Below are 14,552 nucleotides of genomic sequence, written 5' to 3'. Positions count from 1 at the left end.
ACCATAGGTGCACCCCGGCGCCCACCATTGGAACGCGCCGGGTACCTTCTTCGGCGCCCCGTTGCCAGCCTTGGGGATGGTGGTTCTGGTTTGTAAAGCGCCGCTGCAATGTGCGAGGCCGTCTTGGTGACGATCGGGTCGTTCTCGTTAAGGATGAAGACCGGCCGGATGTGCCAGACGATGCAGCCACCTTTGTATGCCTTGATCACCCGCGACGTGTCGCAGCGAAGAGCGCGGGATTCTTCGTCGGGTGCCGGTGATAGTGACGGGACTCGAGATCGGCCTGCTGGTAATTGACCCACGGGCTGATCTTGCAGTACCTGATCTGGTCTCCTGTACCTGAGCCTGGAGCATCGATCGTCATCTCGAAGCCATTCTCCGGACTCGACTTCGATTCATTGATCCACTGCTCGAGAGTGGCGGTCCGACCGTTCGGGAAGTTGGTCGTGCACCTGCTTCCACCGGCTCCCAGTCCAACCGCCACCGAGCGTTCCAGGTAGTCCTCGTCCAGGGCGTCCCAATTGTCGATCCGGACCCAGGCCTTGATCTGCCTGCTGTTGACGCCGGCCGCAGCGTCCCTGGCCGGCATTCCGCTTCCGGCAGCCTTCCAGCCGATTCCCACATAGGAGTGCATGACGACGGTGAGCTTGGCCGTGTACATGAAGACATCGCCGAGCTCGTTGTCGTCGCTGTTGTCCTTCACCTCACCGATGCGCATCACCCAGCACACGTTGAAGGCATTTTTGTAGATGGCGGCGGGGCGATTGGGGCGCTTGGCGATCTCGTCCTGACATTCCTTGTGAGACAGCCGCTGGTAGGGGAACGCCGCGCTCGCTGCCGCAGTGGTACGTGGGGCGGCGGTCGCGGACTTCTCAGCACGCGGCACGGCGGTCGCGGACTCTTCGGCGGGCGCGGCGAGCGTAGGGAGCGTGGACACCTCTGCGGCGGTCAGCGCCTGCTGATAGACCACGACCTCGTCGAGGTCACCATCCATCCGAGTACCCAGTGACAGCGCGGTGGCGGTGTTCCATGCCGATTGCGTGATCGGCTCGGACAGGAGTGGAGCGCCGTTGAGGTAGAGCGTGGCCAATCCGGCGGTGGCGTCGTAGACGCCGGCCAGATGGAACCACTCGTTCACTGGAGGTTCGGTCCCGGAGACAACCCCTTCAGAAGCCGCATCAGTGCTGTCGGCGCCTCTGAGGGTGAACACGAGACCGTGCTCGGGGTCGTTGCCAAAACGGAACGGCGCGACATTGTCTCCCTTCTGCTCAAGTACGGTGAAGTCGCCGTCCTTGTCGCTCCATCGAAGCCAGGCAGCGATGGTGAAGCTGTCGTTCGTACGCAGCACCGGACCGGAGGTCGTCGCCATGGGCCCCGAATCGCTCAATTGGGCCTCGACGCTGAAGGACTGCCATTCGGACCAGTCCGACGTGGCGGAGGTGGCGCCGTTCACCGCTCGTACGCGCCAGCGTGCCTTCCATCCGTTCGCCAGCTTGCCCGCCGGGATAACAACGGTCGCCCGACCTCCGGAGGCGGTGGCAACCGAGGTGCCGACACTGTTCGGCCACCGTCGATCGTCTACGGATGCTTCTTCCCAATCGGGGCGCTGCAAGAGAGTGACGAGCAGGCCCGCGGCAAGCGTCGTGCCCACGTCGTCCATGAGACTCGTCGAGGTCGCGGTCAGCCGACCGGGACGGAACGGACGCGCCGACCGGTCGGTGATCGACGACCTTTGCCGACTGATGAACTACAGTCGTCCGCCATGGCCGCATCCTCCCCCTATCTGACTGCGACGGCGGACGCCTACGACGCCGTCGCCGACGTCTACGCCGACTTCGTCCGAGACTCGCTCGACCGCCTGCCGCTGGATCGCGCGATAGTCGCCGTGTTCGCCGAACTCGTACGGGCCGCCGGGCCCCGGCCCGTCGCCGAGGCCGGCTGCGGTCCCGGGTACATGACGGCACACCTGCGTGACCTCGGACTGGACGCCTTCGGCATCGACCTGTCTCCCGCACTGATCGACATCGCCCGCAAGGACCATCCTGATTTGCGTTTCGAGGTCGGTTCGATGGGCGCTTTCGACGTGGCCGACGGCGAGTTGGGCGGTCTGCTCTCCTGGTACTCCGTCATCCACATCCCACCACCGGAACTGCCGCCGTACTTCGCCGAGTTCCGCCGGGTGCTGGCCCCGGGTGGTTACCTCCTGCTCGGTTTCTTCGAATCCGAGGGCGGTCCGGTGCTGCAGTTCGACCATAAGGTCACGCCGGCCTACCGGTGGCCGATCGACGACTTGGCCGAACTGGCCCGCAAGGAAGAGTTCGTCGAGGTGGCGCGGATGTTGCGCGAGCCGTTGGAGGATGAACGATTCCGCCGCGGTCACTTGCTGATGCGCAGACAAGCCGCCGCCCTGTGCTGATGCGCGAACCATAGGCCCCGGCACCGCACACGAGACGGGCCGGCACGCGGGCGGCCTGGCACGGAACAGGCACGCCCGCTGCCCGAATGCGCCACGAAACGCGTCCACCCGCTACTGGTTCCACGAGTGTCTCTTGCCCCACATACCAGCGAGCGGTGGCCCCACCCCGTGATCGCCGGAATTCCGGCCGACCCACCCGCCCTGGTCCGATCGTCGCTGCTTGAAGGTCGGCCACTCACGATGGCCCGGAACCATGGCTACGGTGATCCGCCACCCGACGGTCCGGCGGAGAGGCGCGGGATCATTCGTCGTCTGGATCTGCCGGCTCCGCGGTCGGTGCGATCTGCAGTGGTGCCGCAGCCCCGCCAGCGATCTCTCGCCCTTGATTCAGTGTGTAGTCAAGCTGCCTGGCCAGGTGTGGGAGGGTCGCCGGAGGTAGATACGCATCAGCGCCGGCGTCGAGTAGACGTCGGACCGGGCCGTGGTACTGAACTCCGAGTTCGGGGTCCTCGATTTCGGTGACGATGACGCGAGCTTTCGGGAACATCGATCGGAGCGCTGCGATCAGCTGCGGGCTGCCTGGAGGCACCAGCAGCACATCGGTCGTTGCGGGAGCTGCATGCATATCGAGCACTACGTAGTCCGTGCCGAGCTGGGTGGACAGCGCGACCCGAGCCGCGGTTGACAGCTCCATCGCGGTGGCCACGACTGTCACGCTCTCGTAGTCGATCGGTGCTTGATCGTTGGCCTCATCTGGCGCGTCGCGATCGACGATGGCGCCCTGGACCACGTCAATGGTGCTGGAGATCGTCGCGATCGACGCGCCGTCTCGCGTGAGGACCACGTTCTCACCGGGCTCGAGGGCGTCGATGAGCGCCACGATGTCGTCAGGAAGGCGGGTCACGTCGATTCGCTGCGTGGAGCGTGGGGCGCGTTTGCGGATCACCATGCCTGGGACACGCTTACGGCTGCGCGGGCACCCTGCGTCATGCGCAGCCCCGGTCGCCTGGCGAAAGGTCATCCACGGTGACATGGTTGCCTGCCCTGAAGGTGCCGTTCAACCAGATGATCACATAAGTCCCTTCTGATGCTGTGACCTTGTTGGATGTCACCGCACGATCATTGGTTCGAGGCCGCGCCGGAGTTTCTCTCATCGTCCATGTCCGCGCCCGTGGACGGCGACGCGAAGGTGGGGGCCGGGGGAAGGCGGCCAGGCCGCGCGCCGCATCACTGCCTTGTGGCTCGCCAGAGGTGCGATATGCGAAGATTTGGCCATCGGTTCCAGCCGGCCAGAGGATCGACTGAGTGGCGGCTCGCCGTCGCCATAGGAGTTCGGGGCCACGATGGTGGGGCCAAATCTCGTTCAGCAAAGACAAAGACCGCGATGTGGGGCCAGAATCCACGAGGTCAGAAGTCACCCCTGAAATCATCCAGGTGTGAACCGGAGCCCGGAGGTTGGTCGGGCGGCTCCGCCAGCCGCTCCGGCCGGGTCCAACTGGCCCAGCCACGCTTGCGCATCAGGTCCAGAAGCCGCTCCGCCCGCGGGTCGGACTCGACGGCAAGTGCGTCCAGCAGCTGGAACGGTAACTTGTCGGGCGCCACGTCGCCGGGGTCGGTCTCGCCGAAGGTGTATGGCTGCTCTGCGAGGCCGGCGGCCATGAGGTCGGCGATTTCCTCCAGACGCGGGTCGTCATCTGCGTCGCTTTCGGACATCTCCGACAGGACGCGATAGAGCCAAACGAGTTGCGGGTCTTGGAGCTGCGCCAGTTTTCCGGGCATAACGTCGCGGATTTGATCGGGCCAGCGAGCCGCGACCAGGATCCACCCGTCCCGCTCACCCTCCACCACCCGCTCTGACACCCCGATCTCCCGAAGCCGATCGAGAAAGGCGACCACCTCCGGCGGGAGCGCCAGACTGTCCCCGGCAGCGAGCTGCGCGATCTGCTTGCGGCTGGCCTCAAGCCGTTCGATCTCCTCGCGCAGGTGGGTGTCGATCCCTTGGACCGCTTCGGCAAAGGCCGATGCGTCGGCTTCGAGCATCTGACCGATCTGAGACAGCGGCACGCCGGCGTTGGCGAGGGTGCGGATCCTGATGAGGGACACGACTGCCGTTGCGCCATACCGCCGGTAACCCGAAGCATCCCGCTCCGGCTCGGGCAGAAGTCCGATCTGGTGATAGTGCCGCACCGCCCGCACCGTGACGCCGGCATACGCCGCCAGTTGACCGATCGTCAGCATGCTCTCCTCCTGCCCTCAACTCGTCCAGACCCGGTCGACCCGGTTCAGGAGATCCTGCGACGGTAGGAGATGTCGGCGAAGACGTAGGCGACGATGAGGATGCCGGCGCACCAGGCGAGGGCGATCCAGATGTCGGTGCCGACGGGCTGCTGGGTGAACAGGTCGCGGATCGTGTTGACGATGGAGGTCACCGGCTGGTGCTCGGCGAAGGCGCGCAGGGGTCCGGGCATGGTGTCGGTGGGCACGAACGCTGAGCTGAGGAACGGCAGGAAGATGAGCGGGTAGGAGAACGCGCCCGCGCCGTCCACGCTCTTCGCGGTGAGGCCGGGGATGACGGCGATCCACGTCAACGCCAGGGTGAACACAATCAGGATTCCGGCGACCCCGAGCCATGCCAGCACTCCCGCGCCCGAGCGGAAGCCCACCAGGAGAGCGACGCCCACGACGACCACGAGCGAGATCACATTGGCGACCAGCGAGGTCAACACGTGCGCCCACAGGACGGACGACCGTGCGATCGGCATGGACTGAAACCGCTCGAAGATGCCGCTCTTCATATCCATCAAGAGCCGTAACGCGGTGTAGGCGACGCCCGAGGCGACCGTGATCAGCAGAATGCCGGGCAGCATGTAGTTCACATACGAATCCGACCCTGTTCGGATCGCGCCGCCGAAGACGTAGACGAACATCAACATCATGGCGATCGGCGTGATCGCGGTCGTGATGATGGTGTCCACGCTGCGGGTGATGTGCCGCAGGGATCGTCCGAGCAGGACGGTTGTGTCGCCGAAGAAATGCTTGGTCATCGTTGTTCCTTACGCTTCCGTGCCGACGCTGCGGTCATTGCCGTCGTCACCGACGACGGCGAGGAAGACGTCCTCGAGGGTCGGCTGCTTTTCGACGTATTCGACCTTGGCGGGAGGGAGCAGCTGCTTGAGCTCGGTGAGGGTGCCGTTGACGATGATCCGACCCTGGTGCAGGATCGCGATCCGGTCGGCGAGCTGTTCGGCCTCGTCCAGATACTGCGTCGTGAGCAGCACCGTCGTGCCCTGCCCGGCGAGCTCCTTGACGGCCTGCCACACCTCGATGCGCCCCTGGGGGTCGAGCCCGGCGGTCGGCTCGTCGAGGAAGATGACCGGCGGATTGCCGACGAGGCTCATCGCGATGTCCAGGCGGCGGCGCATACCTCCGGAATACGTCGACACCTTCCGCCCCGCCGCGTCGGTGAGCGAGAAGCGAGCGAGCAGGTCGTCGGCGATCTTGCCCGGATTCTTGAGGTGTCGTAACCGGGCGACCAGCACCAGGTTCTCCCGCCCGCTGAGGATCTCGTCGACGGCGGCGAACTGCCCGGTCAGACTGATGGACTCGCGTACGTCCTCGGCCTGCGTCGCGACGTCGAAGCCGTTGACTCGGGCTGTCCCCGCGTCGGCCTTGAGCAGCGTGGAAAGGATCTTCACCACCGTGGTCTTGCCCGCCCCGTTCGAGCCGAGCAGGGCGAAGATGCTGCCCCGCGCCACCTCGAAGTCCACGCCGCGCAGCACACGCAGCTCTTTGTACGACTTCTCCAGGCCCTGTACGTGGATCGCAGGCCCCTGGACCTGATTGGTTGTCGGCGGGATGCTCATGACAGCCAGCATGGAGGGCTGACGCAGCGTCAGGGTCAAGCCCATAGGGGCAGATTCGATTCGTCCACTCCAGCGGAAGCGTCGGAGGGGACCGGCTTGCGGGATCGTCCAGGGCGCTGCCCATCCACGCCGAACCTGGTTACCTATCCATAGTCTTGACAGGCGCCGCAGGTGGGCGGTTGATCGTGGCCAACGCCCCCACGAGAACGCGTCAGCGTACAGACTGACCGCCTACAGTTCGCTCCCCGTGGCCGGGCCGCCGGAGTACGGCGGCGTGGATCCCAGGACCTGGCCCGACTGCGCACCGCTACTGGCCGCTGTGCCAGGCAAGCGGGACCCCGAAAGGCCCGACAACAAGCACAGAGCGGACGACGGCCGGTTCCGTGAGGCCACGCTGGTCCCGTCCATGTGCGACGCCCGTATCGACGGCCTCGACGGCATCGGCGGGGTCAGCGTCACCGTCGTGTGGGTGACGAAGCGCCCGGAGGACGCTGACGTGCTGCTCGACGGGAGACCCGGCACGCCGCCGGACGCCGACGAGTACGCCGACAACACCGTCAGGGTCGGCGGCTTCATCGTGAGGGTGTGGCCGCACGAGGCTGAGCGGGCTGTGGTCAAGCAGCTTCGGTCAACGGTTTCGTCCTAGCGTTCGGGCGTGAGGGGGGACAGGGCGGTTCTGCGCGTTGGCGCGGTCGAACCAGGCCTCGGCCTCACAGCCGGGATCTCAGCACGTCGACCTCGCAGCCTGGCGAGGACGGGTCGAAGCCGTGCTCGGCCAGCCAGCGGACGGCCAGCAGGCTTCGCAGCGACCACCACGCGCGGATCACGTCGAGGTCGACGTCGGTGCCGTAGCCGGCGATGACGTCGCCAAGGTGCTCCTCGTGTCCGAGCGTCAAGGTGGCGAGGTCGTACAGGGCATCGCCCCGGGCAGCCTCGGACCAGTCGATCACGCCGGTGATCTCGTCAGTGTCGATGAACACGTGGGTGATCTGCAGGTCGCCGTGCGTGAACACCGGTGTCCACGGCCGGAGCGCAGCCTCGGCAACCCGGCGGTTACGCGTGACCAGGTCGGTGGGAAGGACGCCGTTGGTGACGAGCCACTCGCATTCGACGTCGAGCTGCGATGCGATCTCGTCGAGGCTCCGGCCGGGCCATGGCGGCAGTGGCGCGTCGTGCAGCATCCGTGCGGCGGCACCCGCTGCGGCCCATGCCGCCGGCGACGCGGTCGACGGCTCGCCGAGGCGGCCGAGTGCCGTGCCTGGGAGGGCGGCGAGCGCGAGCACGGGCGGCTTCCGCCACAGGACTTCCGGAGTCGGGATCGGCGCCATAGCCATCGCCTCGACCTCGACGTCGGTGCGCGTCTGATCACCGTCGATCTTCAGGAACACGTCGCCGACGCGCAGGGTCGCGCGCTCGTTATGGGCGACGACGACCTCGACCTCTTCCACATCGGCCATTATCAAAGGGAATGAGCACCGACGTCGCCGGGGTTGTCGCGTGCGACCGCGCGGCTGACCGCGGAAAGCACGCCCGCAGGTCCACGTACCTGGATGGCTGGTCCTACAGCATGCTTCTGATCGGCCCCGGCATGTCGGGAACGGGCTGCTCGAGCAGCTCGTCCACCTCCGCGCGGGTCAGGAGGCGTGTCTCCAGGAGGGTCGCGAAGCAGTCGCGCCAGTCCTTCCGGGCCTCTGCGTGCCGTCCCAGAGTGTGCAGGGTCTGGCCGGACCACCAGGCGGTCACGGCATGGCCGATGCGATATCCGGCTTCGTGTAGGAGTGCCAATGCCACCCGGAAGGTGTCCGCCGCCTCGTCGAGACGTCCGGCATGCATATAGGCGCGGGCCAGGGACGCGCGGGACGAGCCCTCTCCGTACAAGGTGCCGCTCCACTCCACGATGGCCACCTTCGCCTGTGCTATGGCCTCCTCGAACCGGCCCTGCCGGTAGAGCACATGCACGCGATTGTTGTGGATGGCGCCCCGCGAGTAGCGGTCGTCCAGCTCCTCGGCGATGTCCAGGGCCCGTGCCAGGTTGGCGCGGGCGAGGTCGAGCTGCCCCAGCATGGTGTAGATGATGCCGAGGTTGTTGAAGGATCCGATCCTCCGGTGTGGCAGGGCGGCCTTGTCCCAGCACGCCACTGCCCGTTCCAGGTGGTCGATCGCCTGCTCGTAGCGTCCCTGGTCGCGGTAGACCCACCCCAGGAAGCTCTCCGCCTGCGCCTGGCCGGCCCAGTCTCCGCACCGCGCGGCCACCCCGACCGCCTTCAGGTGGACGTCGGCCAGGTGCGTGACCCAACCGCGGTAGTTGAACGGCCAGTGCAGCCCCAACGCCAGCCCGATGGCGGTGTCCGGAGCGGCGGACTCAGCAGCCTGATGGGCCACAGCGAGGAGGTTGTCGCGCTCGGCCTCGGTCCATTCGCCGGTCTCCCGCGCGCTGGCGAGCGCGACGCCGGGCTGCTCCGCCCCGTAGTAGGGCTCCTGGACCTGGGAGTGCACGCGCTGCGTGGCGGTGTTGGCGGTGGCCAGGTAATGGTGGAGCCCGCGGCGGAGCGCGGCCGCGCGTTCCGGCTCAGTCAGCTCGCGGGCTGCCTGCTCCCGGGCGTACAGGCGGATGAGGTCGTGGAAGCGGTACCGGCCGCGGGCCGCGGACTCCAGGAGCCGGGCGCCACGGAGCCGTTCGAGCGCCGCCTCCGCCCGTGCCTCGGGCCAGCCGACCAGGGCGGCGGTGGCGGCGGGGGTGTGGGTCGGCGTGTCGAGCAGGCCGAGGAGCGGGAGGACGGACGCGGCGTCATGGCCGTTCGGCTCCTCGCGCAGGTGCCGGTGGCTCACCGCGATGCTGACGCGTACGGCCAGGTCGGCGTACTGCAGGGTGTCCAGGCGCCGGGTGGCGTCGGCAAGGCGGTCGGCGAGGTCCGCCAGCCGCCAGTCGGGCCGCGCCGCCAGCCGGGCGCCGGCGACCCGGATGGCCAGAGGAAGGCCGCCGCACAGCTCGGCGATCTTCGCGGCGGCCTCCGGCTCGGGCTGGACGCGGTCGGGGCCCGCGATCCTGGCGAGCAGCGTGACGGCATCGCGGTCACCGAGCCCGGCCAGGTGTAGGTGACGGGCGTTGTCGAGCGTGGTCAGGGCGTCGCGGCCGGTGATGACGGCACGGCAGCCCAGGCCCGCCGGGATGAGCGGCCGCACCTGTTCGGCGTCGAGCGCGTTGTCGAGGATGACGAGCAGATCGCTCGCCGCAGTGAGCGATCGGTAGCGGGCGATCGCCCCCTCCAGGTCGGCCGGTACGGCGGAGCCGTCCAGCCCCAGCGACCGCAGCAGGTGCCCCAGGGCATCGAGCACGGGCAGGGGCTGCAGTCCAGGGGTGGCGCCGTTGAGGTTGACGTAGATGACGCCGTCGCGGAACCGTCCGGCCATCGCGTGCGCGACATGGACGGCGAGCGCCGACTTGCCCACGCCGCCGGGCCCGTCGACGACGGCCACGCCCGTGCGCAGCAACGCCTCCCGCAGCCAGTCCGCCTCCTCCTGCCGGGCGGTGAACGACCGCGTGCCGACGGGCAGCTCGGCGGGGACGATCGTGCTGGACTGCGCCGGTGTGGCGAGCTCGAGCACGGGGTCCCTGGTGAGGATGGCGAGCTGCAGCCGGCGCAGCCGCGCGCCCGGTTCGAGGCCGAGCTCCTCCACCATGGCGGTGTGCCCCTCCTGGTAGACCGCGAGGGCTTCGGACGGCCGGGCCGCCCGGTAGAGCGCCAGCATCAGCTGGGCGCGCGGCCCCTCCCGCAGAGGATGGGCTTGGACGTACGGGGCGAGGTCGGTCACCACCGCGTGATGGTTCCCGGCGGCCAGCCGCAGGTCGATGTGGTCCTCGAAGACGACCAGGCGTTCCTCTTCCAGGCGCCTCGACTCGATCTGCGCCCACGGGTCGGCCAGCTCGGCCAAGGCCGGCCCCCGCCACAGGGCCAGCGCCCGCCGGAACAAGTCGTCGGCCGTGCCCGGGTCGCGCCGGTCGCGCGCCAGCCGCGCCAGGCCGGCCAGCAGCGTGAAGTTGTGCGCGTCGACCTGGTCGCGGGGCAGGTCCAGCAGGTAGCCGCCGGGCACGGTCGCGATGATCTCGGGGGTGAGCGCGTCACGCAACTTCGACACCACGATGTGGAGCTGCTTGCCGGCTGTGGCGGTGGAGGTCTGTCCCCAGACGTCGGCGACGAGTTGCTGCGTGGTGACAGGCCGGCCGGCGTCCAGCGCCAGGCGCGTCAGGACGGCGACGCGGCGACGGCCCGCCAGCCCTGCCGGTTGCCCGTCCACCTTGATCTGCCAGGGCCCGAGGAGCCCGATCTCCAGTGTCATCAGGGGAGGAGCCTACGGAGGGGCGGTATATCGCCGGTATGTTCTCCAACTCGCCTGCTTCAACTGTGCGCTCGGGTATGCCGCGGGTATAGCGGCCCGCGTCCATCGCCCGAATTCGTTGACAGGTAATCCGACGACTGGCGAAATAGGCGTCCTCTCCTCGGAAGGAAACCCGTGCGTCCAGCTCGTCCACTGGCCGCCGCTGTGCTCGCGGCCGCCGTTCTATCCGTTCCGCAGCCCGCGCAGGCTGCGGTGTTCAAGCATCCCGGCGTCCTGGTCAGTCGCGCTCAACTCGACTTCGTCAGGGGCAACCTCGGCAACGAGCCGTGGAAGTCCGCCTGGAGTTCTCTGCAGCGCAGCTCCTACGCCTCGCTCTCCTACACGGCCAAGCCCCGCCCCGTCGTGGAGTGCGGCCCGGTGTCGAATCCCGACCACGGCTGCTCGGACGAGCGCAACGACTCCATGGCGGCCTACACGCACGCCCTGCAGTGGTACCTCACCAAGGACTCCCGCTACGCCAAGAAGGCGATCCAGATCATGGACGCCTGGTCAGCCGTGATCACCCAGCACACCGGCAGCAACGCGCCGCTGCAGACCGGCTGGGCGGGCGCCAACTTGTCCCGCGCCGCCGAGCTCATCAAGCACACCTACTCCGGCTGGACCCAGGCCGGCCGGCTCGCCGGCAAGCTCCGCACCGTGTACCTGCCGACCGTGATCGCCGGCGCGCCCAACAACAACGGCAACTGGGAACTGATCATGACCGATGCCGCCATCGGCATCGCCGTGCACCTGGACGACCGCGCCTCCTTCGACCGGGCGATCAGGACCTGGCGCGGCCGGCTGCCCGCCTACATCTACCTCACGACGGACGGCGCGCTGCCCAAGGCGCCGCCAGGCAGCGAGCACGACACCAAGGCCGAGATCATCGACTACTGGCACGGCCAGACCACGTTCGTCGACGGGCTGACCCAGGAGACCTGCCGTGACTTCTGGCACACCGGATGGGGGCTCGCGGCCATCTCGCACGTCGCGGAGACGGCCAGTCACCAGGGGGTGGACCTGTACGCCCAGGCCAAGCACCGGCTGCGGTTCGCGATGGACTTCCACGCCCGCCTGCGACTGGGCGGGACGGTGCCGTCGTGGTTGTGCGGCGGGAAGGTCACCCGCGATCTCGGGGCGCACTTCGAGGTCGGCTACAACGCGCTGCACCACCGTCTCGGATACGACGACGTTCCGTACGCCACGAAGTGGGTCGAGCAGAGCCGCCCCGTGGGGGTGTCACACTTCCTGGGCTGGGAGACCCTCACCCACGCGCAGAACCCGAACTACGCCGGGATGGGCACCTCGGCCGCACCTGACTTCGACTCCGACGGCGTGGGCGACCTGTTCTCGGCCGCCACCGGAACGCTGACCATCTGGAACGGCGAAGGCGGCAACAAGTTCGGCCCGGCCGCCAGGGTCGGCGGCGGGTGGACCGCCTTCTCCCGGCCGATCGCCGGCGACTTCAACGGCGACGGCGTCAGCGACCTGCTCGCCGTCAAGAAGGACGACAACAGGTTGCACGTCTGGAACGGCGAGGGCGCCGACGAGTTCGGTCCGGACACCGAGCTCGGACCCGGCTGGGCACCGTACGCCGGCTCTTTGATGTCTCTGGGCGACGTCAACGAGGACGGCCGTACCGACATAGGCGCCGTACACAGCGAGACCGGCGTCCTGACCATCTGGAACGGCAAAGGGGCCAACGCGTTCGGCCCGGCCGCCAGGGTCGGCGGCGGGTGGACCGCCTTCTCCCGGCCGATCGCCGGCGACTTCAACGGCGACGGCATCGGCGACCTGCTCGCCGTCAAGAAGGACAACCACACGCTGCACGTCTGGAACGGCGAGGGCGCCAACGACTTCACCACTGCGATCGAGCTCGGCCCCGGATGGGAGCCGTACGCGAGCACGTTGATGTCGCTGGGAGACGTCAACGGGGACGGTTACACCGACATGGGCGCCGTGCACGCCGGCACCGGGACGCTGACCGTCTGGAACGGCAAGGGCGGCGGCAGGTTCGGCCCGGCCACCGCCGTCAGCACTGGCTGGACACCGTACTTCTGAGGGTTCCTTGGCGGATGGCCTGCTCGCGGGCGTGCAGGCGGATCAGGTCGTGCATCCGGTAGCGGCCCGGTCCGGCGCACTCGAGGAGGCCGGCGTCCAGGAGGTGGCTGAGCGCGACTTCCGCTCTGCCTTCCGGCCAGCCGATGAGGGCGGACGTGCCGACGGTCGTGTGGATGGGGGTTTCCAGCATCCCGAGCATGAGGAACGCGTGGGAGGCGTCATGACCCGCGCGTTCTCTCTGGAGGTGCTGGAGGCTGACCGCGATGCTGTCGCGGACGGCCAGATCGGCATGTTCAAGGGCGTCGAGGCGGTGGTCGGGGTCGGCGAGCTGGTCAGCCAGGCGGGATAGCGTCCGGTCGGGCCGGGCGGCCAGGCGTGCCGCCGAGATGCGGAGCGCGAGGGGGAGACCGCCGCACTGCTGGATGATCCGCTGCGCCGCGTCCGGCTCGTCCCGGACTCGGTCGGGATCCGCGACGCGGAGGAACAGCGCGGTGGCGTCGGCGTGGTCGAGGCGGGTCAGCCGCAGATGGCTCGTGCTGTCGAGCGAGGCCATGATCTGGCGGCTGGTGATGATGACCGCGCATGCGGGCCCGGCCGGGATGAGAGGCCGGACCTGGCCGGCGTCGAGCGCGTCATCGAGGACGACCAGCAGCTCGCGCGTCGAGGTCAGCGAGCGGTAGCGGGCGGCGGCCTCGTCCAGAGTGGGCGGTATGGCGGCGCCGTCAAGACCGAGTGAGCGCAGCAGCCGTCCGAGGGCCTCGAACGGCGACAGTGGCTGGCGTCCGGCGGTGGCGCCGCGCAGGTCGACGTAGGCAACGCCGTCGGCGAAGCGATCGGCGACGGCGTGCGCGGCATGGACGGCCAGCGCGGATTTGCCCACCCCGCCAGGACCGTGCACCGCCGCGACGGTGGGCAGCCCGGATCGAGTATCGATGAGGGTCCTGTTCAGCCAGGCGATCTCCCTGGCACGCGCGGTGAACGCCCGGACATCGGCGGGAAGTTCGGTGACGGGCCTGGTGAGCGTGGCGCGTGGTGCCGTGGCGTGGAGGTCGAGTGCGGGATCTCGCCGCAGCACCGCCTGCTGCAGCCGGCGCAGGGTCAGACCTGGTTCGATACCCAGCTCCTCCGCCACGACGCGGCGCGTCTCCCGGTACACGTCGAGCGCTTCCGAGGTGCGCGAGGCCCGGTACAGCGCCAGCATCAGCTGGGCGCGCGGACGTTCCCGCAGCGGATTGGCCTCGACGTGCGCGGTGAGCACCGGCACGACAGCGTGATGATCGCCGGCTTCCAGACGCAGGTCGACGTGGTCCTCCAGCGCGGCCAGGCGCTCCTCTTCCAGGCGAACGGACTCGGCCTGGGCCCACGAGGCCGTCATGCCGGCCAGCGCGTCCCCCCGCCACAGGGCCAGAGCCCGGTGGTACAGCCCGTCCGCGGTCGCGATCTCGCCCTGTGCCCGCGCGGCACGTGCCCGCCGGGTCAAGTGCGAGAACAGGTGGGCGTCGATGCGCTCGCGGGGAAGGTTCAGTTGGTACCCGCCGGAGACGGTCGCGATGATGTCGTCGTCCTGGTGCGGTGCGAGCAGGCCGCGGAGTTTCGACACCACGATGTGCAGTTGCTTACCCGCCGTCGTCGCCATGCTCTCGCCCCATACCTGGGCAAGCAGTTGTTCCGCGGGAACCGGCTGCCCGGCACTGAGCGCCAACCTGGTCAGCACCCCGACCCGCCGCTCACCGGCCAGCACGGCCGGCTTGCCGTTCGCCGTGATCTCCCACGGCCCCAGAATCTTGATCTCCAGTCCCATCAGAACTCCCCGTGTCCTATCGGATGACCGAATC

At 68.5% G+C, this 14,552-nt stretch carries 12 protein-coding genes; 3 read left to right on the top strand and 9 right to left on the bottom strand.

Going from position 1 to position 14,552, the window contains the following annotated elements; translation table 11 throughout:
- Positions 1–209 (bottom strand): hypothetical protein (locus tag V5E28_RS28475; RefSeq protein ID WP_336211106.1); only part of this gene is annotated, 209 nt, incomplete at its 3' end.
- A complete protein-coding gene (locus V5E28_RS28470; protein ID WP_336211104.1) occupies positions 206–1,660 on the bottom strand; it encodes a LamG domain-containing protein in 1,455 nt (484 codons plus the stop codon). The genes V5E28_RS28475 and V5E28_RS28470, both read right to left, overlap by 4 nt.
- A 102-nt stretch (positions 1,661–1,762) precedes the next feature.
- Between V5E28_RS28470 and V5E28_RS28465 the strand changes: the two genes are divergently transcribed.
- Positions 1,763–2,416 (top strand): class I SAM-dependent DNA methyltransferase, encoded by a 654-nt coding sequence (locus V5E28_RS28465; RefSeq protein WP_336211101.1) that lies wholly within the window; start codon positions 1,763–1,765, stop codon positions 2,414–2,416.
- Positions 2,417–2,717: 301 nt separating this feature from the next.
- Here V5E28_RS28465 and V5E28_RS28460 read toward each other — a convergent pair whose 3' ends face one another.
- From V5E28_RS28460 to V5E28_RS28445, 4 genes are all read right to left on the bottom strand, one after another.
- Entirely contained in the window at positions 2,718–3,365 is a 648-nt protein-coding gene (locus V5E28_RS28460) for a hypothetical protein (RefSeq protein ID WP_336211099.1), read from the bottom strand.
- Positions 3,366–3,823: 458 nt separating this feature from the next.
- The gene (locus tag V5E28_RS28455; RefSeq protein WP_336211098.1) at positions 3,824–4,654 is read right to left on the bottom strand and encodes a MerR family transcriptional regulator; all 831 of its coding nucleotides are present in this window, start codon (positions 4,652–4,654) and stop codon (positions 3,824–3,826) included.
- A gap of 44 nt (positions 4,655–4,698) precedes the next feature.
- The gene (locus tag V5E28_RS28450) at positions 4,699–5,460 is read right to left on the bottom strand and encodes an ABC transporter permease (protein WP_336211095.1); all 762 of its coding nucleotides are present in this window, start codon (positions 5,458–5,460) and stop codon (positions 4,699–4,701) included.
- A 9-nt stretch (positions 5,461–5,469) separates the two neighbouring features.
- Positions 5,470–6,279 (bottom strand): ABC transporter ATP-binding protein, encoded by an 810-nt coding sequence (locus V5E28_RS28445; protein ID WP_336211091.1) that lies wholly within the window; start codon positions 6,277–6,279, stop codon positions 5,470–5,472.
- A gap of 247 nt (positions 6,280–6,526) precedes the next feature.
- On the opposite strand from V5E28_RS28445, the gene V5E28_RS28440 reads away from it, so the two are divergent.
- A complete protein-coding gene (locus V5E28_RS28440) occupies positions 6,527–6,925 on the top strand; it encodes a hypothetical protein (RefSeq protein WP_336211088.1) in 399 nt (132 codons plus the stop codon).
- 64 nt (positions 6,926–6,989) lie between these two features.
- Here the strand turns inward: V5E28_RS28440 and V5E28_RS28435 are convergent, their stop codons facing one another.
- Positions 6,990–7,736 (bottom strand): phosphotransferase family protein, encoded by a 747-nt coding sequence (locus V5E28_RS28435; protein ID WP_336211085.1) that lies wholly within the window; start codon positions 7,734–7,736, stop codon positions 6,990–6,992.
- A 103-nt stretch (positions 7,737–7,839) separates the two neighbouring features.
- Positions 7,840–10,617, bottom strand: a complete 2,778-nt coding sequence (locus V5E28_RS28430; protein ID WP_336211082.1) for an AfsR/SARP family transcriptional regulator — start codon at positions 10,615–10,617, stop codon at positions 7,840–7,842.
- Positions 10,618–10,791: 174 nt separating this feature from the next.
- On the opposite strand from V5E28_RS28430, the gene V5E28_RS28425 reads away from it, so the two are divergent.
- Positions 10,792–12,717: an FG-GAP-like repeat-containing protein gene (locus tag V5E28_RS28425; protein ID WP_336211079.1), complete on the top strand. Its 1,926-nt coding sequence runs from the start codon at positions 10,792–10,794 to the stop codon at positions 12,715–12,717.
- On the opposite strand, the gene V5E28_RS28420 is transcribed toward V5E28_RS28425, so the two are convergent.
- On the bottom strand, positions 12,689–14,518 hold the full coding sequence (locus tag V5E28_RS28420; RefSeq protein WP_336211076.1) for an AfsR/SARP family transcriptional regulator: 1,830 nt from the start codon (positions 14,516–14,518) through the stop codon (positions 12,689–12,691). The two genes, V5E28_RS28425 and V5E28_RS28420, sit on opposite strands and share 29 nt — an antisense overlap.
- Between the last annotated feature and the right edge of the window lie 34 nt (positions 14,519–14,552).

Origin of the sequence: Nonomuraea sp. LPB2021202275-12-8 (assembly GCF_037044575.1) — a bacterium.
Taxonomy (GTDB): domain Bacteria; phylum Actinomycetota; class Actinomycetes; order Streptosporangiales; family Streptosporangiaceae; genus Nonomuraea.
Note: the sequence above shows the minus strand (reverse complement) of the source record. Positions and strands in the feature narration are given on the sequence as shown.

Bases quoted from the DNA above. Each gene is read 5' to 3' on its own strand.
- V5E28_RS28420 (WP_336211076.1), bottom strand. From the start codon at position 14,518: ATGGGACTGGAGATCAAGATTCTGGGGCCGTGGGAGATCACGGCGAAC.
- V5E28_RS28445 (WP_336211091.1), bottom strand. From the start codon at position 6,279: ATGAGCATCCCGCCGACAACCAATCAGGTCCAGGGGCCTGCGATCCAC.
- V5E28_RS28470 (WP_336211104.1), bottom strand. From the start codon at position 1,660: ATGGACGACGTGGGCACGACGCTTGCCGCGGGCCTGCTCGTCACTCTC.
- V5E28_RS28450 (WP_336211095.1), bottom strand. From the start codon at position 5,460: ATGACCAAGCATTTCTTCGGCGACACAACCGTCCTGCTCGGACGATCC.
- V5E28_RS28460 (WP_336211099.1), bottom strand. From the start codon at position 3,365: ATGGTGATCCGCAAACGCGCCCCACGCTCCACGCAGCGAATCGACGTG.
- V5E28_RS28465 (WP_336211101.1), top strand. From the start codon at position 1,763: ATGGCCGCATCCTCCCCCTATCTGACTGCGACGGCGGACGCCTACGAC.
- V5E28_RS28435 (WP_336211085.1), bottom strand. From the start codon at position 7,736: ATGGCCGATGTGGAAGAGGTCGAGGTCGTCGTCGCCCATAACGAGCGC.
- V5E28_RS28455 (WP_336211098.1), bottom strand. From the start codon at position 4,654: ATGCTGACGATCGGTCAACTGGCGGCGTATGCCGGCGTCACGGTGCGG.
- V5E28_RS28430 (WP_336211082.1), bottom strand. From the start codon at position 10,617: ATGACACTGGAGATCGGGCTCCTCGGGCCCTGGCAGATCAAGGTGGAC.